Origin of the sequence: Vibrio sp. SSH13-20, assembly GCF_040104475.1 — a bacterium.
GTDB classification, from domain to species: Bacteria; Pseudomonadota; Gammaproteobacteria; order Enterobacterales; family Vibrionaceae; genus Vibrio; species Vibrio harveyi.
Map to the genome: position 1 here is coordinate 449,514 of NZ_JBECOU010000005.1, position 24,953 is coordinate 474,466.

22 protein-coding genes are annotated in these 24,953 nt (G+C 45.2%); 16 read left to right on the forward strand and 6 right to left on the reverse strand.

The genetic code is table 11. From position 1 onward, the window contains the following. Positions 1-43: 43 nt before the first annotated feature. Complete coding sequence (gene yaaA, locus ABMY42_RS17185) at positions 44-820, forward strand: peroxide stress protein YaaA (protein WP_005447880.1); 777 nt, start codon at positions 44-46, stop codon at positions 818-820. A gap of 201 nt (positions 821-1,021) precedes the next feature. Further along, entirely contained in the window at positions 1,022-1,657 is a 636-nt protein-coding gene (locus ABMY42_RS17190; protein WP_005447882.1) for an alternative oxidase, read from the forward strand. A 60-nt stretch (positions 1,658-1,717) separates the two neighbouring features. Here the strand turns inward: ABMY42_RS17190 and srmB are convergent, their stop codons facing one another. Beyond that, a complete protein-coding gene (gene srmB, locus ABMY42_RS17195) occupies positions 1,718-2,941 on the reverse strand; it encodes an ATP-dependent RNA helicase SrmB (RefSeq protein ID WP_005447883.1) in 1,224 nt (407 codons plus the stop codon). Positions 2,942-3,048: 107 nt separating this feature from the next. Next, positions 3,049-3,768: a tRNA1(Val) (adenine(37)-N6)-methyltransferase gene (locus tag ABMY42_RS17200; protein ID WP_009700497.1), complete on the reverse strand. Its 720-nt coding sequence runs from the start codon at positions 3,766-3,768 to the stop codon at positions 3,049-3,051. A 330-nt stretch (positions 3,769-4,098) separates the two neighbouring features. Between ABMY42_RS17200 and brnQ the strand changes: the two genes are divergently transcribed. Continuing rightward, a complete protein-coding gene (gene brnQ / locus ABMY42_RS17205) occupies positions 4,099-5,412 on the forward strand; it encodes a branched-chain amino acid transport system II carrier protein (protein ID WP_009697628.1) in 1,314 nt (437 codons plus the stop codon). Positions 5,413-5,504: 92 nt separating this feature from the next. Here brnQ and fldB read toward each other — a convergent pair whose 3' ends face one another. Further along, positions 5,505-6,023: a flavodoxin FldB gene (gene fldB / locus ABMY42_RS17210; RefSeq protein ID WP_005447890.1), complete on the reverse strand. Its 519-nt coding sequence runs from the start codon at positions 6,021-6,023 to the stop codon at positions 5,505-5,507. Positions 6,024-6,181: 158 nt separating this feature from the next. Between fldB and xerD the strand changes: the two genes are divergently transcribed. The 7 genes from xerD to ABMY42_RS17245 all read left to right on the forward strand — a co-directional run bounded on the left by xerD (position 6,182) and on the right by ABMY42_RS17245 (position 14,918). Next, on the forward strand, positions 6,182-7,099 hold the full coding sequence (gene xerD, locus ABMY42_RS17215) for a site-specific tyrosine recombinase XerD (protein ID WP_349266573.1): 918 nt from the start codon (positions 6,182-6,184) through the stop codon (positions 7,097-7,099). Between the two features lie 61 nt (positions 7,100-7,160). Then, the gene (gene dsbC, locus ABMY42_RS17220; protein ID WP_026000319.1) at positions 7,161-7,949 is read left to right on the forward strand and encodes a bifunctional protein-disulfide isomerase/oxidoreductase DsbC; all 789 of its coding nucleotides are present in this window, start codon (positions 7,161-7,163) and stop codon (positions 7,947-7,949) included. Positions 7,950-7,995: 46 nt separating this feature from the next. Next, on the forward strand, positions 7,996-9,735 hold the full coding sequence (recJ, locus tag ABMY42_RS17225) for a single-stranded-DNA-specific exonuclease RecJ (RefSeq protein ID WP_005447894.1): 1,740 nt from the start codon (positions 7,996-7,998) through the stop codon (positions 9,733-9,735). A gap of 172 nt (positions 9,736-9,907) precedes the next feature. Beyond that, a protein-coding gene (gene prfB / locus ABMY42_RS17230; RefSeq protein ID WP_100208484.1) for a peptide chain release factor 2 occupies positions 9,908-11,006 on the forward strand; the annotation gives its coding sequence in 2 pieces (ribosomal slippage) (positions 9,908-9,982 and positions 9,984-11,006; 1,098 coding nt in all). A 34-nt stretch (positions 11,007-11,040) separates the two neighbouring features. After that, the gene (lysS, locus tag ABMY42_RS17235) at positions 11,041-12,558 is read left to right on the forward strand and encodes a lysine--tRNA ligase (protein WP_005447896.1); all 1,518 of its coding nucleotides are present in this window, start codon (positions 11,041-11,043) and stop codon (positions 12,556-12,558) included. Positions 12,559-12,804: 246 nt separating this feature from the next. After that, positions 12,805-14,139, forward strand: coding sequence for a cyclic-di-GMP-binding transcriptional regulator VpsR (vpsR, locus tag ABMY42_RS17240; RefSeq protein WP_005447897.1), 1,335 nt, complete (start codon positions 12,805-12,807; stop codon positions 14,137-14,139). A 527-nt stretch (positions 14,140-14,666) separates the two neighbouring features. Continuing rightward, complete coding sequence (locus ABMY42_RS17245; protein ID WP_005447902.1) at positions 14,667-14,918, forward strand: hypothetical protein; 252 nt, start codon at positions 14,667-14,669, stop codon at positions 14,916-14,918. 142 nt (positions 14,919-15,060) lie between these two features. Here ABMY42_RS17245 and ABMY42_RS17250 read toward each other — a convergent pair whose 3' ends face one another. Further along, on the reverse strand, positions 15,061-16,095 hold the full coding sequence (locus tag ABMY42_RS17250; RefSeq protein WP_005447904.1) for an NADP(H)-dependent aldo-keto reductase: 1,035 nt from the start codon (positions 16,093-16,095) through the stop codon (positions 15,061-15,063). A gap of 154 nt (positions 16,096-16,249) precedes the next feature. On the opposite strand from ABMY42_RS17250, the gene ABMY42_RS17255 reads away from it, so the two are divergent. Continuing rightward, positions 16,250-16,561, forward strand: a complete 312-nt coding sequence (locus ABMY42_RS17255; RefSeq protein WP_005447906.1) for a DUF6482 family protein — start codon at positions 16,250-16,252, stop codon at positions 16,559-16,561. Positions 16,562-16,700: 139 nt separating this feature from the next. Here the strand turns inward: ABMY42_RS17255 and mutH are convergent, their stop codons facing one another. Then, entirely contained in the window at positions 16,701-17,381 is a 681-nt protein-coding gene (gene mutH / locus ABMY42_RS17260) for a DNA mismatch repair endonuclease MutH (protein ID WP_349266574.1), read from the reverse strand. 618 nt (positions 17,382-17,999) lie between these two features. Between mutH and rppH the strand changes: the two genes are divergently transcribed. Genes rppH through ABMY42_RS17285 form a run of 5 tightly spaced genes read left to right on the forward strand, consistent with a single transcriptional unit; the run spans position 18,000 to position 23,295 of the window. Then, the gene (rppH, locus tag ABMY42_RS17265; protein ID WP_005434895.1) at positions 18,000-18,518 is read left to right on the forward strand and encodes an RNA pyrophosphohydrolase; all 519 of its coding nucleotides are present in this window, start codon (positions 18,000-18,002) and stop codon (positions 18,516-18,518) included. Positions 18,519-18,527: 9 nt separating this feature from the next. Then, positions 18,528-20,774: a phosphoenolpyruvate--protein phosphotransferase gene (gene ptsP, locus ABMY42_RS17270; RefSeq protein WP_005447910.1), complete on the forward strand. Its 2,247-nt coding sequence runs from the start codon at positions 18,528-18,530 to the stop codon at positions 20,772-20,774. Positions 20,775-20,781: 7 nt separating this feature from the next. Next, complete coding sequence (locus tag ABMY42_RS17275; RefSeq protein ID WP_005447912.1) at positions 20,782-21,573, forward strand: sulfite exporter TauE/SafE family protein; 792 nt, start codon at positions 20,782-20,784, stop codon at positions 21,571-21,573. A 39-nt stretch (positions 21,574-21,612) separates the two neighbouring features. Further along, positions 21,613-22,434 carry a prolipoprotein diacylglyceryl transferase gene (lgt, locus tag ABMY42_RS17280; protein ID WP_005447915.1) on the forward strand — a complete coding sequence of 274 codons (822 nt, stop codon included), beginning with the start codon at positions 21,613-21,615 and terminating at the stop codon, positions 22,432-22,434. Positions 22,435-22,443: 9 nt separating this feature from the next. Then, positions 22,444-23,295, forward strand: a complete 852-nt coding sequence (locus ABMY42_RS17285; RefSeq protein WP_005434888.1) for a thymidylate synthase — start codon at positions 22,444-22,446, stop codon at positions 23,293-23,295. A 381-nt stretch (positions 23,296-23,676) separates the two neighbouring features. Here the strand turns inward: ABMY42_RS17285 and ABMY42_RS17290 are convergent, their stop codons facing one another. Beyond that, the gene (locus ABMY42_RS17290) at positions 23,677-24,825 is read right to left on the reverse strand and encodes a Na/Pi symporter (RefSeq protein WP_005447917.1); all 1,149 of its coding nucleotides are present in this window, start codon (positions 24,823-24,825) and stop codon (positions 23,677-23,679) included. Between the last annotated feature and the right edge of the window lie 128 nt (positions 24,826-24,953).

A 24,953-nucleotide genomic window follows, 5' to 3' on the forward strand; every position in this document is an offset into this window, starting at 1 on the left:
TTTTGTACTCTAAATGGAAAATAGAATTAGGGAAGTTAAAGTCATGCTCATCGTAGTTTCTCCAGCTAAAACGCTCGATTACGAATCACCACTCGCGACCGAGAAGTTTACTCAACCTGACTTGGTTAGCTATTCAAAAGCGCTGATCGAGGTATGCCGCAAATTAACACCTGCCGATGTTGCATCACTGATGAAAGTGAGCGACAAAATCGCGGATTTGAACGTTGGCCGTTTCCAAGAGTGGAGTGAAACTTTCACCACAGATAATGCACGCCAAGCCATTTTGGCATTTAAAGGCGATGTGTACACAGGTCTTGAAGCGGAAACCCTTTCTGACGCTGATTTCGACTACGCTCAAGATCACCTAAGAATGCTATCTGGTCTATACGGTCTGCTTAAGCCACTCGATTTAATGCAGCCATACCGCCTTGAGATGGGCACTAAGCTGGCGAACGACAAGGGATCTAACCTTTACCAGTTCTGGGGTAATGTCATTACCGATAAGCTGAATGAAGCGATTGCTGCGCAAGGCGACAACGTATTGATTAACCTTGCATCAAATGAATATTTCAAAGCGGTGAAGCCAAAGAACTTGGATGCACAAGTGATCACGCCTATCTTCAAAGACTGTAAGAATGGTCAATATAAGGTGATCAGCTTTTACGCGAAGAAAGCGCGCGGCATGATGGCTCGCTACATCATCGAAAACCGTATCGAAAGCGTTGCTGACCTCACTAAGTTTGATGTTGCGGGTTACTACTTCGTTGAAGAAGAGTCGACACCAACAGACTTAGTGTTCAAACGAGAAGAGCAAAACTGATTGAAGTCAGTCAATCGCGAGTTGATGATTCAGCGAAATAAAGTACGCCAAAAAGCCGGATAGTTATCCGGCTTTTTTTATGCCTATTCGATCTGATCTTAATTGAATTTTTACATGAAAAGTTTATATATTAAAAAATAGTTGAGTGATAAGGTTTAAAGTTGTATTTTAAATACAACTTTAAAAATAAGGAGTTCTCCTATGTCAGACTTCAAGCTCACACACAAAAAAGCCTCTAAGTTATCGGAGTACGTTGCACTGCGCATTACCAAATTGCTGAAATTCACTCTGAACATCTTTTATGGCAAGAAATACGCGAAACGAGCGGTAATTCTCGAAACCATCGCAGCCGTGCCGGGTATGGTTGCTGGGATGTTCAATCACTTGAAAGCGCTACGCCGAATGAAAGATGATGAAGGCTGGATCCGAGAACTTCTCGATGAGGCTGAGAACGAGCGCATGCACCTGATGATTTTCCTCGATATTGCCAAGCCAAGTTTGGTTGAGCGTTTGTTGGTGTTGCTGGGACAAGGTGTTTTCATTGTTGTGTACAGCTTCATCTATCTGCTGTCTTCTAAAATCGCTCACCGTGTTGTTGGTTACTTCGAAGAAGAAGCGTGTAACAGCTACACTGAGTACCTAGAGAAAATTGATAGCGGGGAAGTGGAGAACGTACCAGCCCCGACTCTGGCGATTGATTACTACAAGCTGCCAACTGATGCGATGCTAAGAGATGTGATTTTGCGTATTCGAGAGGATGAAGCGGGGCACCGTGACCGTAACCATGGCTTCGCTGATGCCTATGAAGACAAAACCTTGCCTGCTCATCAACTATAGATGAAAAACAAAAAGAGCCGCGATTGCGGCTCTTTTAGATTTGAAATCAATCAGACGTGATTACTTCTTCTTAGCGGTTTTCTTTTTCGCTACTTTCTTCTTGTCGTCTTTTTTCTTTTTCTTCTTAAACACAGGCTTTTTGTGTTTAGGGCGCATCTCTTTCACGAAACGTTCTTTGATGTCTTCTTTCACGTAACGAGCGACGCGATCCATCATTGGTTGGTCGTGCGCTTCTACGATTGAGATAGCATTACCTTTCTTACCTGCACGAGCCGTACGACCAATGCGGTGAAGGTACACGTCTGCCGTGCGTGGCATATCGTAGTTGATTACGTGTGATACGTCAGGAAGGTCGATACCGCGTGCCGCTACGTCTGTCGCTAATAGCACGTTTACAGTGCCTTCACGGAAGCGAGAAATCGCGTTGTTACGACGATCTTGAGGCATTTCGCCTTGAATCCAAGAACATGGAATCTGTGCGCTCTCTAACTGGGCACGAAGCTCTGCTAAACGCTCGCGAGTCTTCAAGAATACGATAGTGCGTTCTGCTTGCTCTGTGATGATGTGTTTTAGTAGGGCAAGTTTATGCTCTGCGTCATCAGCACGATGGTACCACTGTGCGATCTTCTTACGCTCACGTAGTGGTGATTTTGCGTCGATCTCTGCTGGTTCGTTCAGTAGGTCTGCTGTGAAACCCTCTACGCCTTTGCCTTCTAGTGTTGCTGAGAACAGAAGGGTTTGTTTGCGCCAGCGACATTCGTTAGACAGACGGTCAACAGTTGGAGCAAAGCCCATGTCTAGCATGCGGTCTGCTTCATCAAGGATTAGCCATTCAATCGCACGACAGTCAAAACGTTCTGCGTCAATGTATTCACGTAGACGACCTGGTGTTGCTACCACGATATCTTGCGTCGTTGCTAGGATATCTGCGTGCTCTTGGTATTGAACACCACCAGTGATGGTGAAGATGTTTAGCTTGGTGTTTTTCGCTAAAGCACGAGCTTGATCCGCTACCTGCATCGCAAGTTCACGAGTTGGGGTTAGGATCAGAATACGTGCAGGTCCCGGTTTACGACGTGGGAAATCTTGCAGGTATTGCAGTGCTGGCAGGACGAATGCTGCCGTTTTACCAGTACCAGTTGGTGCTGACGCTAGAATGTCACGACCATCTAACGCTTGTGGAATCGCTTCTGCCTGAATTTTAGTTGGGCGTTCGTAGCCCATCTCGTCAATGGCTTCAAGTAGGTTTTGGTCTAGATCAAGTTCAGCAAAGGTTCTGATCACAATGAGTTCTCCACAAGCAAAGCTTGGTTAATGGTTCGCCACAGCAGCATAGAATATAAAAAGGTCGCACATTATAAAGTGATTGGTGACAAGGATCACATGTTATTTCACATCTTAAGATAAAACTCGCGAGTTAGCTGAGTAAAGTCGTCGCTATAACCCTCGTTTGAGTGAATGATCAAGTGCGTTTCTTGAGTATCACAAGCTTGTTTGGCTAATTCAAACAGTAAACGGTGGACTGGCTTTTTCTGTGATGGTTGCACGCGACAGATGCGCGATAAGAACCATCCTTGCTGTTTAGCCATGGCAATAAACAATTCGCCTTCTGTAATCGGCAGAACAAAACTGGCAGTACCGTCTTCTTCGAGTAGTTCATTACAGCGTTTAAGTAATGAAGCGTGTTGCAAAGTATCCGTGTGTCGAGCAGTTGCACGTTGGCTTTGCTTCGATTGCTCACCACTGTTGAAGTAGGGCGGATTACAGATGATGTGCTCGAAGCGATGTGTTGGTTCAAACTGCAATACATCAGCGTGGTGGATGTGAAGCCTGTCGGACCAAGAGGATAGGGTGAAGTTTTGCTGCGCTGCTTCTACCGCTGATGTTTCAATATCAAGAGCGGTGATCTGTGCGGCAGGAAATCGCTGTGCACACATTAGTGCTAGCAAGCCCGTGCCTGTACCAATGTCCAAAATTTTACTCTGTGGTGAGCAATTTGCCCAAGCGCCAAGCATCACACCATCAGTGCTGACGGGCATGCCACTTTCACCGCCGTGAATCGAAAACTGCTTGAACTTGAAGTCCTTAGTCTGAAATTTTTCGCTCTTCATGATTGTTTTATTTTTACTCAATAATAGAGTTAATTTCTCTATTGTTTCTTAATTGTATAGATTGTTATCTTGTTGGTTATTAAATTGTATTTCAATTTGATCGAGATAATGAACTGGTCTCAAATCTATAGGTAGTGATATTCACTGCTTTTAAGTTGGCGAACTAAATTAATATGGTGTTTTTTTCTTAAAGGTTGCCAAATGATGGGTACTTCGTCATTATGCGGCGGAAATTTATAGATTGAACCACAGGTACTCATTAACTTTGGGTATACAAAAAAGTGGTCGATGCATACACAACATTCATCAATTAGAGAAAAAGGGTTATCTGTGAAGCAGACGTTAAAACTAACAGATATTATCGCAGTAGGCTTTATGCTATTTGCGTTCTTTTTGGGTGCTGGCAACATCATTTTCCCACCACTAGCGGGTCAGCTAGCCGGTGATCACCTGATGCCAGCAATGTTCGGTTTCTTGCTAACAGCGGTAGGTCTACCTCTTATTACTATCGTTGCTATTGCTGTGGCAGGCGGCTCTTGGGATCACTTGACTCAAGATCTTCCTAAGAAAGCAGCAGTGCTGATGGCGGCGTTGATCTTCATCATCATTGGTCCTGCATTTGCTGCACCTCGTACAGGTCTTGTAGCATATGAAATGGCAGTGAAACCATTCTTCCTAGATGCCTCTCAAGCGCATCTAACATCATTCTCAATCTTGTTCTTTGCGGTGGCTATGATCTTCGCTTGGTTCCAAGGTCGTTTGATTGATTTGATTGGTAAAGTGCTAACGCCAGTTCTGTTCCTTGGTCTTATCGTTCTTGCTATTGCGGTATTCATTGACCCACAAGGCGAAATGATGGGCGCGCACGGCGAGTACCTAACTCAACCATTGACTAAGGGCTTCCTTGAAGGCTACAACACCATGGATACGTTCGCATCGTTGATGTTCGGTATGCTAATGGTGGACGCACTTCGCAGTAAAGGCATCACTGAGCGTGCAGCAACGACAAAATACCTAATCTGTGCTGGCTGTATTGCCGCTGCAGGTCTTGCGTTCGTATACATCTCATTGTTCTACCTAGGTGCGACGAGTTCAACTATTGCAGCAGGCGCAGACAACGGTGGTGCTGTGCTGAGCCAATACGTTCAGGCGCTATTTGGTCCTTACGGTCAGATTGTACTTTCAATCATCGTATTGCTTGCATGTTTGACGACGGCTATCGGTCTTATCTCTGCATGTTCAGATTTCTTCAGCTCTAAAACGAAACTGACTTACAAGCAGTGGGTTATTATCAACGGTGCGGCTTGTGCACTGATTGCAAACGTTGGTCTGTCTCAGCTAATTTCTCTATCAGTTCCGGTTCTGTTTGCGCTATACCCAGTAGCAGTAGCATTGGTTGCGCTAACGTTTGTACGTAGCAAGCTTCCAAACCCACGAGTGGCTTACCGCTCTGTACTGCTAGTATCACTGTTATTTGCATTGATTGATGCTGCGAAAGTTGCGGGTCTAGACGTGTCTGCATTCAATATGCTGCCGCTATTTGAAGTGGGCATGGGTTGGGTTCTACCAACATTTGCAGCGATTGTTTGCATGTTCTTTATTGCTAAGTCCTCACAACCAGAGTTGACTGAAGAAACTGCATAATTGCTGACTAGCAAAACAAAAAAAGCCCGGTGAAGTGATTCGCCGGGCTTTTTGTTTATCTGTTGTCTAGCAAGTGCTGGATGCCGTATGACTTAAAGTGTGTCGTGGAACTCTACTAAGACTTGCTCACACCATTTCTCGATGCGCTCATCACTGAGTTCGTACTGGGAATCTTCATCCAACGCTAAGCCGACAAATTGGCTGCCATCTTCTGTCAGTGCTTTTGATGCTTCGAACTCATAGCCTTCGTTTGGCCAGTAACCAATAAACTGCGCGCCCGTTGCTTTTAGCTCGTCATGCAGTAGACCCATCGCATCAAGGTACCACTCGCCATAGCCTTCTTGGTCTCCTAAGCCGAATAAAGCTACGACTTTGCCTTTTAGTGGTGTGGTTGCAATATCTTCCCAGATAGCGCTCCAGTCTTCTTGGATTTCACCGAAGTCCCAAGTAGAGATACCAATTAGCAGTAAATCGTAATCTGCCATCAGCGACAGCGGTGTCTCTTTCACGTTGTGAATGTCGACAAGGTCTTCACCAATGATATTGCGAATTTTCTCTGCTGCCATTTCTGTGTAGCAGGTTGTTGAGCCGTAAAAGAGTCCGATTTTCATTATATTCGTCGTTTTTTATGTTGCTGTTGTGGCAGATTCTAACCATAAATCGGGGAAGATTGCAGCGAATATCCCGCGGGAGATGATTTTTTTATGGTATTGGTTGAGCAGTTGCCTTACTCTCAATACTGTAAATATAAACAGATAAGGAAGCGTTCATGACGGCACAACAGCCTGTCAATCAACAAGATTTTGGTCTGGTTGAACAATTCTTAGATGCAATGTGGATGGAGCGTGGTCTATCGGAGAACACGTTGGCTTCCTACCGAAATGATTTAATGAAATTGCTCGCGTGGATGGAGCAACATAGCTACCGTCTAGATTTCATCAGTTTGTCTGGTCTGCAAGAGTATCAAAGTTACCTCGTTGATTTAGATTACAAGCAGACATCCCGTGCGCGTATGTTGTCAGCGATTCGTCGCTTGTTCCAATACATTCACCGTGAAAAAGTACGCGGCGATGATCCGAGTGCGCTATTGGTCAGCCCAAAGTTGCCTCAGCGTCTGCCTAAAGACATCAGTGAAGAGCAAGTGGACGCACTGCTTGATGCGCCAGATCCTAATGATCCCGTTGAGCTGCGAGACAAAGCCATGCTTGAGCTACTCTACGCGACTGGGTTGCGTGTGACAGAGTTGGTCAGTCTGACAATGGAAAACGTCAGTTTGCGTCAAGGGGTAGTGCGCGTGACCGGTAAAGGTGGTAAAGAACGCCTCGTTCCTATGGGAGAAAACGCGGTCGATTGGATTGAAACTTTTATCCAGCAAGGTCGGTCTGCTCTATTGGGAGAGATTACGTCGGATGTGGTATTCCCAAGTAAACGTGCGAGACAAATGACCCGTCAGACCTTTTGGCACCGTATCAAGTACTACGCTGTGATAGCGGGTATTGATACCGACCAACTGTCTCCACACGTATTGCGCCATGCTTTTGCGACACACTTATTGAACTATGGCGCAGATCTCAGGGTCGTACAGATGCTGTTGGGGCATAGTGACTTATCGACAACGCAAATTTATACTCACGTGGCGACTGAACGATTGAAACAGATCCACAGTCAACACCACCCAAGAGCATAATGATGGTTTGGTTCATCCTTTGTCTCATTGGATGAAAAGATTTTATTTTAAGGTGAATTTAATGAGCGTATTACGCCGACTAACTCTGCTGACTTTACCGTTTTTCGTAACCGCTTGTGGTGCTGAAGAAAGTCAGGCAAAAACGGAAACTCCTGCACAACAAGTCGCGCCAGCGGCAAAACAGAACTTTGATGAAGCTGCGCTAAAAGCGAAGTTCTCTAAGCTGGGTGTGTCTATTCTTGATATCCAACCATCAGACGTTGCTGGACTATTAGAAATCCAAACCAATGGTGGTGTGTTGTTCGCATCAAACGATGGCAACCACTTTATTGCCGGTACACTTTACGCCATTGATGATAACGGCGGCTACAAAGACGTGATTGCTGAGCGTCAAGCACCATTGAACGCAGAGAAAATCGCGAAGTTATCTGATAGCGTGATTGAATACAAAGCGGACAACGAGAAGTATGTGGTGACGGTATTTACCGATATCACGTGTGGTTACTGCGTACGTCTACACAGCCAGATGCAAGGTTACAACGACTTGGGTATTACTGTTCGTTACATGGCGTACCCTCGTCAAGGTGCAACAGGTCCAGTTGCTGAACAAATGGCGACAATTTGGTGTGCAGAAGATCCGAAATCAGCAATGCACAATGCAAAAGTTGAGCGCACTTTCGACAATCCAGCGAAAGATCTAAAACAGTGCAAAGAAACCATTCAAGCGCACTACAACCTAGGTCGTGAACTTGGTATTTCTGGTACGCCAGCAATCTTCCTACCAAGTGGTGAACTCGTAGGCGGTTACCTTCCACCGGCTGAACTACTAAAACGCTTAGAGCAACAATAATCCTTTAAGGAGCAGAGCCAGCGGTATTCGTTGGCTCTTTTCAAACATGATAGAAATTCAACGACGTCCTGAACCGGATCTTTCTCTTCTTCCCGATTCCATTCCACCTATTCTCAAGCGCATCTACATTAACCGTGGTATCACAGATGTAGCACAGTTAGAGACTTCTGCTCGTGGCTTACATTCTTACCAACAGTTGGGTGGCATTGACCAGGCGGTTGAGTTGTTGTTCCAAGCCATTAATGAGCAAAAGCGTATTATTGTCGTTGGTGATTTTGATGCCGATGGCGCGACTAGCTCGGCGTTGTCAGTGCTTGCCCTACGTATGCTTGGCAGTAATAACGTGGACTACTTGGTGCCGAACCGCTTTGAAGATGGCTACGGCCTCAGTCCTGAAGTCGTGGACCAGGCGTTAGAGCTGGGTGCTGAGATGATTATGACGGTAGACAACGGTGTGTCGTCGATTGAAGGGGTTCGCTACGCCAAAGAAAACGGCATTACTGTACTGGTTACTGACCATCACTTACCAGGGCAAGAGCTGCCGAATGTGGATGCCATGGTGAACCCGAACCTCGACAGCTGTGCTTTCCCATCGAAAGCATTGGCAGGGGTTGGCGTTGCTTTCTATTTGATGATGGCGCTTTGTGTGTACATGCGTAAACAAAATTGGTTCGCGCAGCAAGGCATGCAAGAGCCTAAGTTGATGGAGTTGATCGACTTGGTTGCTCTCGGCACCGTCGCCGACGTTGTGCCGCTGGATGAAAATAACCGCATTCTTGTGCACCAAGGCTTGCAGCGTATTCGTGCAGGCAAAGCACGCCCGGGAATTCAAGCTCTGATTGAAGTCGCGAAGCGAGATGCTCGTCGTTTGGTTGCATCTGATTTTGGCTTTGCACTTGGTCCTCGTATTAATGCCGCAGGTCGTTTGGATGACATGTCTTTCGGTGTTGAACTACTGATGTGTAACAACATCCATGCGGCGCGTCGTATGGCGAGTGAGTTGGATGGTTTGAACCAAACCCGTAAAGAGATTGAAGAAGGGATGAAGCAAGAAGCGATGGCTTTTTGTGAGCGTCTTCAATTTGGTGAAAACAGTGAATTGCCTTACGGTTTAGCACTGTTCCAACGTGATTGGCACCAAGGCGTTATCGGTATTCTTGCTTCGCGCATTAAAGAGAAGTTCCATCGTCCTGTTATCGCCTTTGCCGATGGCGGAGAGGGGACAATTAAAGGTTCTTGTCGCTCTATTCCGGGGCTACACATGCGTGACGCGCTGGATTTCATCGATACGCAAAACCCAGGCTTGATCATCAAATTTGGTGGACACGCGATGGCGGCAGGCTTAACCATCAAAGAACAAGACTTCGAGCGCTTTAGCCGTTTGTTTGATGAAGTCGTGAAGAAAGAACTGGACGAAGCGGCGCTGAAAGGTGTGGTTATGTCGGACGGCGAGCTTAAACCCGAAGAGTTCTCGATGAATGTTGCTGAACAATTGCGCTCAGGTGGTCCTTTTGGGCAAGCGTTCCCAGAACCTATCTTTGATGGTGAGTTCAAAGTATTGCACCAGAAACTGGTCGGTGAGAAGCACCTTAAGCTGATGCTAGAACCACTTTTCAAAGGTCATCCAACAAACGTCATGATCGATGGCATTGCATTTAATGTTGACTTGCGTCGTTGGCCGGATGCATCAGTGAAAACAGTACGCCTCGCGTATAAGTTGGATGTGAATGAGTTTCGCGGCAATCAATCATTACAGTTAATGATTGATCACATTGAAGCTAAGTAGGACCTAGAAAGTCACTTCTTTTAGAGTACGGTCGCCTTTTTGTGGGCAAAAATTTTATGACCGTGCTCTCTCTAATTGCAATCTGATTTCCCAGCCGAAATTTTCCTGTATCTCGGTCACATTTTTGAGTAGAATTTCTCGGTTAAATTCTATTCTAAAATGTTGAGCCAACATGTTTGAAATCAATCCAATTAAAAACCGTCTACAGGACGTGTCTGAGCGCACGAATGTCCTGAGGGGGTATCTTTGACTATGACGCTAAGAAAGAGCGTCTAGAAGAAGTCAACGCAGAACTTGAACAACCAGATGTATGGAACGAACCAGAACGTGCACAAGCACTAGGTAAAGAGCGTGCATCTCTTGAAGCGGTTGTTGAAACTATCGATCAACTAGAGCAAGGTGTAGAGGACGTTGAAGGTCTTCTTGAGCTTGCGGTTGAAGAAGAAGATCAAGAAACGTTTGACGAGATCGAACCAGAACTTGCTGAGTTGGAAGAGAAGCTAGAACAGCTTGAATTCCGTCGTATGTTCTCTGGTGACCATGACAGCTCTGATTGCTACATTGATTTGCAAGCTGGCTCAGGTGGTACAGAGGCACAAGACTGGACCAACATGATGCTACGTATGTACCTACGTTGGGCTGAAGCAAAAGGCTTCAAATCTGAGGTGATCGAAGTATCGGAAGGCGAAGTTGCGGGTCTTAAGGGCGCAACAGTGAAGATCTCTGGTGAGTACGCTTACGGCTGGCTACGCACAGAAACAGGCGTTCACCGCCTAGTTCGTAAATCGCCATTCGATTCAGGCGGTCGTCGTCATACTTCATTTGCTTCTGCGTTTATCTACCCAGAGATTGATGAAAACATTGATATCGACATTAACCCATCTGACCTACGTATCGACGTTTACCGTGCGTCAGGTGCTGGTGGTCAGCACGTAAACACCACCGAATCTGCGGTTCGTATTACACACGTACCAACGAACACAGTGGTTCAGTGTCAGAATGACCGTTCTCAACATAAGAACAAAGATCAGGCAATGAAACAGCTTCGAGCGAAGCTATTTGAGCTTGAATTGCAAAAGCAAAACGCGGAAAAACAAGCTAATGAAGACGCTAAGTCTGACATTGGCTGGGGTAGCCAGATCCGTTCTTACGTATTGGATGACTCACGCATTAAAGACCTCCGTACGGGCGTTGAAAACCGTAATACTCAAGCGGTTCTTGATGGCGATCTGGACAAATTTATTGAAGCTAGCCTGAAATCAGGTCTATAAAGCTTTTCACCGACAAAAACAGGATACATCGAAAATGACTGATGCTGTTCAAAACGAAACTGTACAAGAAGAAAACAAGCTAATTGCTGAACGCCGCGCTAAACTGGATGAAATCCGAAAGAGCTGCAAAGCAAATGGCCACCCAAACGACTTCCGTCGTGACGCACTAGCGGGCGACCTTCAAAAAGAGTTCGGTGAAAAGACGAAGGAAGAGCTAGAAGAGCTTAACCACGTAGTTGCAATCGCTGGTCGTATCATGGCTAAGCGTGGTCCATTCCTAGTAATCCAAGAGACTTCTGGTCGTATTCAAGCTTACGCTGACAAAGCGGTTCAAAAAGTACTAAAAGACAAATACCAAGGTCTTGATATCGGTGACATCATCGGTGTTAAAGGTGCGCTGCACAAATCAGGTAAAGGCGACCTATACGTGAACATGGAAGAGTACGAGTTGCTAACTAAAGCACTTCGTCCACTACCAGAGAAGTTCCACGGTCTAACTGACCAAGAGATGCGTTACCGTCAACGTTACGTTGACCTAATCGTTAACGAAGATTCTCGTCAAGCGTTCGTAGTACGTTCTAAAGTAATGTCTGCAATCCGTAACTTCATGATCTCTAAACAGTTCATGGAAGTTGAAACGCCAATGATGCACGTTATCCCTGGCGGTGCGAGTGCGCGTCCATTTATCACGCACCACAACGCACTAGACATGCCAATGTACCTACGTATCGCGCCTGAGCTATACCTGAAACGTCTAGTTGTTGGTGGTTTTGATCGCGTATTCGAAATCAACCGTAACTTCCGTAACGAAGGTCTTTCTCCACGTCACAACCCAGAATTCACAATGATGGAATTCTACATGGCGTACGCGGATTACAAAGATCTTATGGACCTAACTGAAGAACTACTAAGCTCAGTCGCTCTAGAAGTTCTAGGTTCAACGTCAATGCCTTACGGTGATGACACGGTTGAGTTTGGTGGCACTTACACTCGTATGAGCATGTTTGAAGCAATCAAGCACTACAACCCAGACCACGCACAAATCCAAGCGCTAACAGAAGAAGACATTCAAAACCGTGACCTAATGGTTTCTATCGCGAAATCAGTGCACGTTGAAGTCGAACCTTTTTGGACATGTGGTCAGCTTCTTGAAGAAATCTTTGGTGAAACTGCAGAACCTAAGCTAATGCAGCCAACGTTCATCACTGGCTACCCTGCGGATATCTCTCCTCTGGCTCGTCGTAGCGATGACAACCCATTCTTCACAGACCGCTTTGAGTTCTTCATCGGTGGTCGTGAAGTAGCAAACGGCTTCTCTGAGCTTAACGATGCAGAAGACCAAGACGCGCGTTTCAAAGCACAGGTGGAAGCGAAAGAGTCTGGTGATGACGAAGCAATGTTCTACGATGCAGACTACATCACTGCACTAGAGCACGGTCTACCACCAACAGCAGGCCAAGGTATCGGTATCGACCGCCTAGTTATGCTGCTGACTAACACGCACACTATCCGTGACGTGATCCTATTCCCAGCGATGCGCCCACAAGCGTAATCTCCTCGCTGAGTAATGAAAAAACCACCTTCGGGTGGTTTTTTTGTATCTTTAATTTGAATAAATTCAACTGTTTGCATTTGATTGTATATAAGAGGTCTAAATAAGCATTCGCCAAATCTCAATCTGTTGCATAGTCTTAATATTGAGACAGACTTCAGCGCGCGTAGTCTCGATAATGTTACCCGTTCGCAAAGATGGGTTTGTGGCGCGAAATTTCTATGAACAATCAATAAGGGTTAGAGAATGGCTGGGCAGTTTAAGATGGATTCCATTCCGGGATCGCTTGTAGTAGTTGGCGGTACTTATGAACCTTGGCTTTCGGTGCTAGAGCAAGTGGGATGGAAATGTCACCAAGTGGGTGATTTACGTAAAGCCAACACATTGTTAGAAGATATTGGTCCATGTATTGGTATAGTTGACCTTAGCCATGACGAGTTCAGTCTTAATGGTTTGGCGAACTTAGTGAGTTCTCACAAGCACGTTCGTTGGTTAGCCTTCATCCGTGAATCTCAACTCGGAACTGATACCATCTGTCAGTTCATTGTGAACTTCTGTATCGACTTTTTCACGGCACCAATCCCTGATGCACAGCTATTGAGTACCATTGGTCACCAACTTGGTATGTTGAAGCTAGAGAAAAAAGTATGGCCAAGCTTTGGTAGCAGCTTAGACATGGGGCTGATCGGCGAATCTATCCCAATGAAACGTCTACGTGACCAAGTGAAACGTATCGGTCCAACCGATGTAAGTATTCTAATCTATGGTGAAAGCGGTACAGGTAAAGAAGCTGTTGCACGTGCGATTCATAAAGTATCCTCACGTTCTCACAAGCCATTCCTATCAATTAACTGTCGCGCGCTTAACGAGCAACGCTTCCAAGCCGAAGTCTTTGGCATTGATGCTGATGACGATATGGAAGCAAGTCTGCTTGAGCAGGCTGATGGTGGTACCGTGCTTTTCAACGATATCTTGACCATCTCTAAAGAACAGCAGATGAACCTTCTGCGTTTCTTGCAAGAAGGCACGATTGAAACTCGTGATGGTGCGAAAAATGTTAACGTTCGTATTCTTGCTGCTAACTCTTCTGATGTTGAAAAAGCACTGATTGATGGTGACTTCAATGAAGAGCTTTACCATTACATCAATGTGCTTCGCATTAATGTGCCAAGCTTGAAAGAACGCGCAAGTGATATCGCACTATTAGCGCGCTTCTACCTACAAGAGTTCTCAAAAGAATATAACTCGCAGGCGAAAAGCTTTTCTGAAGATGCGCTGAAAGCACTGACACGTTACTTCTGGCCAGGTAACGTGCGTGAGTTGATGAACCAAGTCAAACGTGCTGTACTGATGTCGGATAGCGTAATGATTGAAGAACATCATCTTGATCTTCCGCAACGCAATGATTCTAAACGTAGCTTGAAGTCAATTCGTGAAAAGAGTGAGCGTGATGCATTGCTTGTTGTGTTGGAATCACATTCCGGTCAGGTATCGAACGCAGCGAAAGAGCTTGGCGTATCGCGCGCAACCATGTATCGACTATTGAACAAGCATAATTTGATTTCAGAGCAGACGGTTTAATCTAATTTGAATCAGTAAGTGCTGACGAAACAACTTATCCCAAAAAGGAGTGCATATGTGCTCCTTTTTTGTGAATAGAATTCGGTTATTTATAAAACTCGATGTTTTATATATTCCTTAGTTGAATATGTTATTCAAAAAACCATATGAAACCTAATTTTAGGTCATTGGTTTGTTTTTAATCGAAAGGATAAAAATTGTTTGATAAATATCCTCCGTTGCTTACAATTTAGCCGTAACTCAAAGAGTTATACCACATCAATCACGGATTAATTTTTAGCTAGGAGGCGCAAGATGAAACATTACGTTGTTAACACCACTGCTTGCGCTGATCGTATGCCTGCTGTTCGCTCAACCTTTGATGCGACTAAACAGGATGCCACTGGCTCATTAGATTAAATTAATCCGTAACCTATCTCTTTTACTAGGCTGCGGAAAAGTAGCGGCTTAGTCTCAACAGAATTTTTCTGTCCAATTACGCACTATTTTTCCCAGTCGATCCTTTATCGCAATTTGGAGAATAAGTTATGCGTCACTCTATCTATCTGAAACTAGCAACTGTGCTATTGAAAGCAGATCTAAAACGTGAAGAAAAACAATGGCAACGTATGGTTCGTCGTAGCTCACATGATATTCCATGGACTAACGAACACTTGCTAAAAGATATTGGCTTAGATAAAGACGGCCGCTCAACTCGAACTAGCGTCCCAGACGCCGTAAAAGTTGATCGTCGAGTTCGCCATCTTCGCCGAGTTTTAACTTCGCGAATACTGACGTAATCAAAAGCCCAAATTGAACTTTCCTTAATGTACTTGGTTCAATTTGGGCTTGATAGAAACAAAACGGGCTGACCATTATGGTCAGCCCGTTTTGTTTTTAGTGTCCGTTACTTTAGTGTGTTGGTCACGTCAACATGAAGTCTTACGGACAAGGGTTTGAGTAAGTGGTGCCAATCGCTTGGATGTCATTGAGTAATGCTTCACTGAGGTGAACATCGATACTGTCGATATTGGATTTAAGTTGTTCTAGGTTAGTAGCGCCAATAATATTAGAACCCACAAATGGTCGCTGATTGACGAAGGCAAGTGCCATTTGCGAAGGATCCAAACCATGGTCACGAGCTAGATTGACGTATGCTTCTGTTGCTTTCACGCCTTGTGGAGTGAAGTAACGAGCAAAGCGTTCCCAAATAGTGCATCGGGCACCTTCTGGCTTCGCATCGTTGAGGTATTTACCGCTTAAACAACCAAAGGCTAGAGGTGAGTAAGCAAGTAGCTGAACACCTTCATAATGGCTGATTTCAGACAAACCAACTTCAAAGCTGCGGTTCAACAAGTTATATGGGTTTTGGATTGAAACTATTCTAGGCAGATCGTGTTTTTCTGCTAAACGCAGCAGTGACATCACACCCCATGGGGTTTCGTTCGATACACCTATGTAACGTACCTTGCCTGCTTTAACTAGTTCGGTCAGTGCTTCAAGTGTTTCGATCAGTGTGACTTCTTCTTGCTTATCTGGGTAAGGGTAGTTGAGTTGACCAAAGCAGTTGGTTTGGCGTTGTGGCCAGTGCAATTGGTATAGATCGACATAATCGGTTTGTAGACGCTTGAGACTGTCATCGATAGCGGTATGAATATGGCGACGATTCAGACTCATGTTCTCTCGAATATAAGGCACGTTGCGTGGACCAGCGACTTTCGTTGCCAATACCACTTTTTCGCGCTTGCCACTTTTCGCTAACCAATTTCCAATATATTGCTCAGTGAGTCCTTGTGTTTCTGCTTTTGGTGGAACGGGATACATCTCTGCAGTATCAATAAAGTTCACGCCACGGTCGAGGGCGAAGTCGAGTTGTTGAAACGCTTCTTGTTCGGTGTTTTGCTCACCAAACGTCATAGTGCCAAGGCAGATCTTACTGATCTCGAGTGATGAGTGCGGTAGTTTTGTATATTGCATTTCACGTCCTTGAAGAATTACCGACTGAATAAGTCATTCCAATATAGGGGATTTTTAGTCGCTGTCGCAAATGATTTAACTTTCGCTTTGTAGTTAACTCGAAAGTTATCAATACGGTAACTAGACTTAAAAGATCTTGTGAAGGAGGTGCATTATGCAGAAGCATCAACTCGACATGTGGTTGCATGGCCACCACAAAGACTCCTACAAAACACCGAAGGTCTTTGTGATAGGTTGTTCTGATGTCTCTGACTATCTATTAGCAGTGGAGTACAAACACCAACTTGAGCCGATCAAAGATGGCGAAGATCCGATTCACTTTGGATCGTTAGACTTGGTGAAAGAAGAACTGCTTAGGTTGGGGATTGATAAAGCTTATTTAAGACTGCACAACGCGTACGATGAATTTGGTAGCGATGGCGCAGCCTCATATTGTGATATTGAATTGTCACTGGTAACGCATTAGGGGCTGTTGATCTTTTGAGCTGATTTTTGCCGCACTTTGTGGGAAATTTCTACAAGACAAAGGCTTTGAAGCGTAGCTAGCCTACATGAGAAGCCGATAACGCTGTAGAAATGAACCGCAAAAGACCAACAGAACCTAGTTACTCGGATTGAGCGTTGATATAGTGCTTCAGTAGGAGCTGCTCAGTAAACTGTGTTCTGAGGTAGAATCCGCGAGGCAGGGTTTTGATCGGTTTACCATTTGAACTGTATGCTTCTGTTAAAGCTTTTGCGTTTGCAGCTTTCGGTCGTAAGTGCAGTGCCTCTCCATGTCTGGCGGAAATTTGATCAAACTTACCTAACACGATCATTTCCATCAGCTCTTCCCAATCGTTTTTTAGGACTAGCTCCTCTTCCTGGTCTGGTGACCAAATCAATGGACTGCCAACTCGTCGCTCTGCTAAAGGAATTTCGCGCTCGCCTTCCACGGGAACCCAAAGTACGCGGGAAAGTTTGTTGCGTACGTGACTGGTTTCCCATGTTAAGCCTTGTACACCAGTCAATGGTGCTACAGAGACAAAAGTGGTTTCTAATGGCTTACCAGAATAACTGATCGGAATGCTTTTTAGTTCGATCCCAAGTTTAGCGAAATCTTGTTGCGGCTTACTACCCGCAGGCGCACCCAAATGCCATTCAAGCAATTGACCAACCCAACCTTTGTCGCGTTTCAAGTTCTCTGGAACGGTCATGCCAGCCTCTTCGGCAAGCTCAGCAAAGCTTAAGCCAGCAATGTCGTGCGCGCGTTCCATCAGTTCAGCTTCGGATTGTGGTTCTGGTTTCATAATGACAAGGTGGTATTGGAAAACATCTAGTCTAACAAATTTGAATAAAATCCTCTGTCTAAGATTTCATCGAGCTGGATTAAGAATGATCAATTCATAACTTATCCACAGATTAGGAAGTGACCAATAGGATCTCTAGCTGAGCTGGATGAATAAACAGGGGTTTAGGTAGCGATTGAGACTTGCTTTTATTGAGATGCCATGAAGTCCTACCTGTCGAATGTGGATAAATAACCGATTGTGCGATCTTTGACCGATCTGTATTTGATGAAAAGATCATCAAGGCAAATAAGATCAATAAATCATCAATATTGCTTTTTATTCCTTTTTAATCATTTAGTTATCTATTTTTGGTTGAGCCTTTATAAATGTCGACAATAATGGTTTTGAACAAAATTCTTTGTTGATAGCGTTTTCTTCACAAAGTTATTCACAGAAAAGGTGAATAAATGTGGGCTATGTCTCAAACTTGTGTTGATAAAATAATGTCTGTTCAAAAGATATCCAAAACGGGGCGAAAGGTAATAAATCTTGCTCATATCACATCAGTAAGTTTGCTAGTAATGGGGATATGTGGAAAAATCACGGTAATAAAAAATTATTCATAGAGGTTAGCCAGTGATAGATGGCGATGGTTACCGACTCAATGTTGGTATTGTGATATGTAATAACCATGGTCAGGTCTTCTGGGCTAAACGATACGGGCAACACTCATGGCAATTTCCACAAGGTGGGATTGACGAAGGTGAAACACCTGAACAAGCCATGTTCAGGGAGTTATATGAAGAAGTCGGTCTGACGAAAAAAGACGTTAAGATCATCGCTACAAGTCGTCATTGGTTAAGATATAAGCTACCAAAGCGATTGGTGCGTTGGGACTCCAAGCCTGTTTGTATCGGCCAAAAACAGAAATGGTTTCTGCTGCGATTAGAGTGCGATGAGTCTCGCATCAATATGCAGCGCGGGAAATCCCCTGAATTTGATGGTTGGCGCTGGGTAAGCTACTGGTATCCAGTTAGGCAAGTTGTTTCTTTCAAGCGTGACGTATACCGTCGAGCAATGAAAGAGTTTGCATCTTTAGCCATGCCTTTTCGAGAGCGTAAGACGAAAGGGAAAAGAAAAAAGCAACGTAGATAGAGGGTTAACATGCTCAGTCAGCTAAGGGAAATAGTTGAGAAAGTCTCCAGAGTCGATGATGTGCATCTGGCACTCGATATATTGGTAAAAGAGACTTGTGCCGCCCTATGCACTGAATGTTGTACTATCTATCTTGCTAACGAAGAAATGCAGCGCCTTGAGTTAATGGCAACTCAAGGCCTTATTTTTGAAGGCGATAGCATCCATATCAACTTCAATGAAGGCTTGGTTGGTTTGGTGAAGCGCAGTGCAGAGCCACTTAACTTAGCAGAAGCTTCCACTCACCCTGATTTCAAATTCTTCCCCCAATTAGGCGAGCAGGTTTACCACTCCTTCCTTGGTACGCCAATCATTCATCGCAAACAAGTACTTGGCGTGTTGGTTATCCAGCAGAAAACACCGCGTTTGTTCAGTGAGATGGAAGAGTCTTTCCTTGTTACCCTATCGGCACAGCTTGCGGTGCTCATTGCCCATGCGCAAAACCTCGGTCATTGGCAACTTGCTTCCAAACCTACGGTGATCAAAGGCCTACCGGCTTCAACTGGGGTAGCGATTGGTGAGTTCTGGTTTGATAATACACAACCAAACTTAAATGATGTGTTTCCTGCGTCAGCGTTAGATAAAGAGCGTGAGCATGAACTTTTAGCGGTTGCAGTAGAAAGGGCATTGAGTGATTTTCGCCGTATGCGGAAAAAGTTCGACAGCGAAATCAATAAAGATGCCTTGGCGATCTTCGACCTTTTTACCCACTTACTTAACGATCCAATGTTGCGTGGTGATCTGAAGAAGCAGATCGAGAAAGGCGACCGAGCAGATTGGGCGTTGCGACAAGTTGTAGAGACCTATTCGAACCGCTTTGCACGTATGTCGGATGTGTACCTGCGTGAACGTGCGCAAGATATTCGTGAATTAGGACAACGCCTGCTCTATTTCTTGCACAATAGCGAGCAAGAACATGCCTCGATCGATCGTCCGGTGATCTTGGTTGCCAATGAACTGACGGCCACGTTATTAGCGTCGATTCCAAAACAACACCTTTTAGCGGTCGTGTCATTGGAAGGTGCAGCGAACTCTCACGCGGCGATTCTTTCAAGGGCATTGGGTGTACCTGCCATCATGGGCGCGAACATTAACACCAGTGTCGTGAATGGCAAGAAGGGGATTGTGGATGGTTACACTGGTGAGATCTATTTAGAACCTAACAGGCAGCTTCTACGCGAGTATCGTAGCCTTGTGAGTGAAGAGTCTGAACTGTTCGCCATGGTGAACAAAGACTTGGCACTGCCAGCCATTACAAAAGACGATTGCCACATTGAAGTGATGCTTAACGCGGGGTTGAGTGCCGATAGCAATATCGCGATCAACTCAGGTGTCGATGGCGTTGGTCTGTATCGAACAGAAATCGCTTTTTTACTTCAGCATCACTTTCCCTCTGAAGATGAGCAGTATCATCAGTACCAAGCAATTCTTAATAGTTATCCGAATCAGCGCGTTGTGATGCGTACCTTGGACATCGGTGGTGATAAGCCATTGCCGTATCTGCCGATTGATGAAGATAATCCGTTCTTGGGCTGGCGCGGTATTCGTTTTACTTTGGATCATCCGGATATCTTTTTGATCCAACTGAGAGCGATGCTAAGGGCGAGTGCTGAAAGCGGCAACTTAAGTATTTTGCTTCCTATGGTTTCGGGAATAAAAGAGCTCGATGACGCGATTACGCTTATCAATCAAGCGTACAGTGAAGTCGTGTTGCTGGATGAGCGAATTCAAGCACCAAAGGTTGGGGTGATGATAGAAGTCCCATCAATGGTGTACTTGTTACCGGCCATTGCTCATCGTGTTGACTTTGTTTCGGTGGGTACTAACGACTTAACGCAATATTTGTTGGCAGTTGATCGGAACAATTCCCGTGTTGCGGATGTCTATGAATCCATGCATCCGGCGGTGTTGTTAGCGTTAAAACAAATTCACGATGTTTGCCTCCAGTATCAAGTACCTGTGTGTATTTGTGGTGAGCTAGCAGGTGATCCATTTGGTGCGCTGCTCCTGTTGGGCTTAGGCTACAACAGTTTGAGCATGAACACCTCGAACGTGGCTAAGGTGAAGTATTTGATTCGTCATAGCCAACAAAAAGAACTAGAAAAACTCGTCGAGAAAGCCATGTCATGCTCTTACGGGCAAGAAATCCATCAAATGATGCATGATTTCTTTATCCAGCAAGGCTTTGCCGGCTTTATTCGTGCAGGTAAGAAGTAGGGTAACAGTGACCATCTCTTTATTTATATTATTGCTCGCGCTAGGCGCTTTTGTAGGCGTGATGGCGGGGCTTCTTGGTATCGGAGGCGGGCTGATTGTCGTACCTGCGTTACTATACCTTCTTCCTCTTGCTGGTATCTCTCCTGAAATGAGCATGCATATGGCATTAGCAACGTCATTGGCGAGTATCATTGTCACATCAGGTTCTTCTGCACTGAACCACCTGAAGCTTGGGAATGTCGATATGTTTGTCGTCAAATGGTTGATGCCTGGCGTGGTTATCGGTGGTTTTGTTGGGGCTAATATCGCGGAATGGATCCCGACTCATTACCTACCGAAAGTCTTCGGTGTGATTGTGCTGTGCTTAGCAATACAAATGTTTCGCTCCATCAAGACGAAAAGTGAGAAGCCAATGCCGAGTAGTCCGGTCACTATGATGTACGGAACGGGAATTGGTGTAGTCTCTAGTCTTGCTGGTATTGGCGGTGGTTCTCTGTCGGTGCCTTTCTTAAACAAGCATGGCATTGAAATGCGCAAAGCGGTTGGCTCCTCATCGGTATGCGGTTGTGTCATTGCGATTTCAGGTATGATTGGATTTATCTTGCATGGCTACAAAGTTGAGGGGTTACCTGACTACAGTATTGGCTATGTTTACCTACCAGCTTTAGCGGCGATTGCGATGACGTCGATGCTCACGACGAAAGTCGGCGCTAAAATGGCAACCAACCTTCCTACGGCAGTCTTAAAAAAGATCTTTGCTGTGTTCTTGATGTTTGTTGCAGCGACCATGCTGCTGTAAAGTCCACCTGTTTTATTAGTAATAAGAAGAGAATGAGTTATGTCTCAGGGATACTTAGAATTTCCCAATATTGATCCGGTTTTAGTCTCTATTGGTCCTGTTTCTGTTCGTTGGTACGGTTTGATGTACCTAGTCGGCTTTATGTTCGCACTATGGTTGGCAAATCGTCGCGCAGATAAACCGGGTAGTGGTTGGACGCGTGAACAAGTTTCAGACTTGTTGTTCGCTGGTTTCCTTGGAGTAGTGATTGGTGGTCGAGTTGGCTACGTTATCTTCTACAACTTTGATTTGTTCTTAGCAGACCCCCTATACCTATTTAAAGTTTGGACTGGCGGCATGTCATTCCACGGCGGTTTGTTAGGTGTTATCACGGCAATGTTCTGGTACGCACATAAGAATGGTCGAACTTTCTTCGGTGTGGCTGACTTTGTGGCTCCGCTCGTGCCGTTTGGTCTTGGCATGGGGCGTATGGGTAACTTCATGAACAGTGAACTTTGGGGACGCGTAACAGATGTGCCATGGGCGATCATCTTTCCGAATGGTGGCCCACTGCCTCGTCACCCATCTCAGCTTTATGAGATGTTCCTAGAGGGCATTGTGCTGTTCTTCATTCTCAACTGGTTCATCAAAAAGCCTCGTCCTTTAGGTGCGGTATCAGGGCTATTTTTAGCTGGATATGGTACATTCCGTTTCCTAGTTGAGTTTGTTCGCGAACCGGATGCACAGCTTGGTCTATTTGGTGGTTACATTTCGATGGGACAAATCCTATCGTCACCGATGATCATTCTGGGTGTTCTTATGATGGTTTGGGCGTACAAACGTGGTCTTTACCAAGACAAAGTCCAAGCAGAAACGAAGTAAGGAATTGGTGTGAAACAGTATTTAGATTTGTGTCAGCGTATCGTTGACCAAGGCACTTGGGTTGAAAACGAGCGCACAGGCAAACGCTGCCTAACGGTGATCAACGCAGACTTGACCTACGATGTTGCCAACAACCAATTCCCATTAGTTACGACACGTAAGAGCTTTTGGAAAGCGGCAGTTGCTGAGCTACTTGGCTACATTCGTGGCTACGACAACGCAGAAGATTTCCGTAAGCTAGGTACGAAAACGTGGGATGCGAACGCAAACCTAAATGAAGCATGGCTAAACAACCCGTTCCGCAAAGGTGAAGATGACATGGGACGTGTATATGGCGTTCAAGGTCGTTCATGGGCGAAGCCAGATGGCGGTCATATCGACCAACTGCGTAAGATTGTGGATGATTTAACGCGTGGTGTTGATGACCGTGGTGAAATCCTAAACTTCTACAACCCGGGTGAATTCCACATGGGTTGTTTGCGTCCATGTATGTACAGCCACCACTTCTCACTGTTAGGTGACACGCTCTACTTAAACAGCACGCAACGCTCTTGTGATGTCCCGCTAGGTCTGAATTTCAATATGGTTCAAGTGTATGTGTTCTTGGCAATCATGGCGCAAATCACGGGCAAGAAACCTGGTCAGGCATACCACAAGATTGTTAACGCACACATCTACGAAGATCAGCTTGCACCAATGCGTGACATTCAGTTGAAACGTGAGCCACTAAAAGCCGCAACTTTCCACATCAACCCAGAAATTAAATCGCTAGAAGATTTAGAAACATGGGTAACCCTAGATGACTTCTGGGTAGAAGGTTACGAGCATCACGATCCAATTCAGTACCCGTTCTCAGTTTAACGAGTATGTTGAGTTTTCTAAGCCGCCTGCATGGCGGCTTTTTTACGCCTGAAGGGCGGGGAAAGAAGGGAACGGGCTTCACCCTATAGAATGCTGCGCTTCGAGAGCCGGGAGCGGACTTCGTCGTAAGGAAAGCTTACGTTTCGAGACGTGAGAGGGAATAAAAGATCCCCAACTCGCTCGTGCCGCGCTCTTGAGGATGACGTTCAATCACTCTGAAATCAAACGGTGTCATTTCCGAAAGCGAAGAAGGAGCGTCGTCGGGAATCTCTTTTACCACAGTTTACTGCGTGATTACGAAATGAGAGCGCTTCTTGCTTCCCCAAAACGAAAAAAGGCTCCACCGAAGTGGAGCCTAAATAAGCGATGGTAATTTTATTATTATGCTGTCAGAGCAAGGATAGAACCTGGTAGCACGATGAATACTGCTAGTAGGTAACCTGCTACAACTGCTTTGTTCTTAATCGCCATTTCTGAAATCACTTCTGCACATTTCACTGGAATCTCACGTAGGAACGGGATACCGAAGATGAACAGTGTCGCCAGAATGTTGAACGTTAGGTGTACTAGTGCAATTTGTAGTGCGAATACTGCGAACTCGCCAGATACCGCTGTTGCTGCTAGTAGAGCCGTGATACATGTACCAATGTTTGCACCAAGAGTGAACGGGTAGATGTCACGTACTTTTAGAACACCTGAGCCTACAAGTGGAACCATTAGACTTGTTGTCGTAGAAGAAGACTGAACAAGAACAGTTACTACTGAGCCCGATACGATACCGTGGATAGGACCACGACCGATTGCGTTCTTAAGGATGTCACGTGCACGACCAACCATTAGGCTCTTCATTAGCTTACCCATAACAGTGATAGCTACGAAGATAGTACCGATACCTAGAGCGATTAGCGCTACGCCACCCATAGTGTCGCCAAATGTTGCTAGTGGCTCTTTGATTGCACTTACTACTGGTTTCGTGATTGGCTTGATGAAATCAAAGCCTTTCATACTCATATCACCTGTGTTTAGTAATGGTGACACCAACCAGTGAGAGATTTTCTCTAGGATGCCGAACATCATTTCCAGTGGTAGGAAGATCAGTACTGCAAGTAAGTTGAAGAAATCGTGGATTGTTGCGCTTGCGAATGCACGTTTGAATTCGTCTTTACAACGAACGTGACCAAGCGAAACCAGTGTATTTGTTACGGTTGTACCGATGTTCGCACCCATTACCATAGGGATAGCGGTTTCTACAGGTAGACCACCTGCAACCAAACCTACAATAATAGAAGTTACGGTACTGGAAGATTGGATCAGTGCCGTAGCCACCAAACCGATCATTAGACCTGCGACTGGGTGAGACGCAAATTCAAAGAGTACTTTAGCTTGATCGCCAGTCGCCCATTTGAAGCCGCTACCAACCATAGATACTGCTAGAAGAAGCAGATACAACATGAATGCCAAGTTAGCCCAGCGTAACCAGCGAGTCGTGCTCGAGATTGGTGCTGCTGTAGAAGTAGCTTGGTTCATCATAATTTTCTCCGTGGACCTTTCAGTTCGTTTATTTGGTCTGTTGTTGAAACTGAGGGCGATGTTAGAGATGAAATATTTCAGTAATATTACAGTTAGGTTTCTATAGAGGATTTTTATTATTCTTTTTG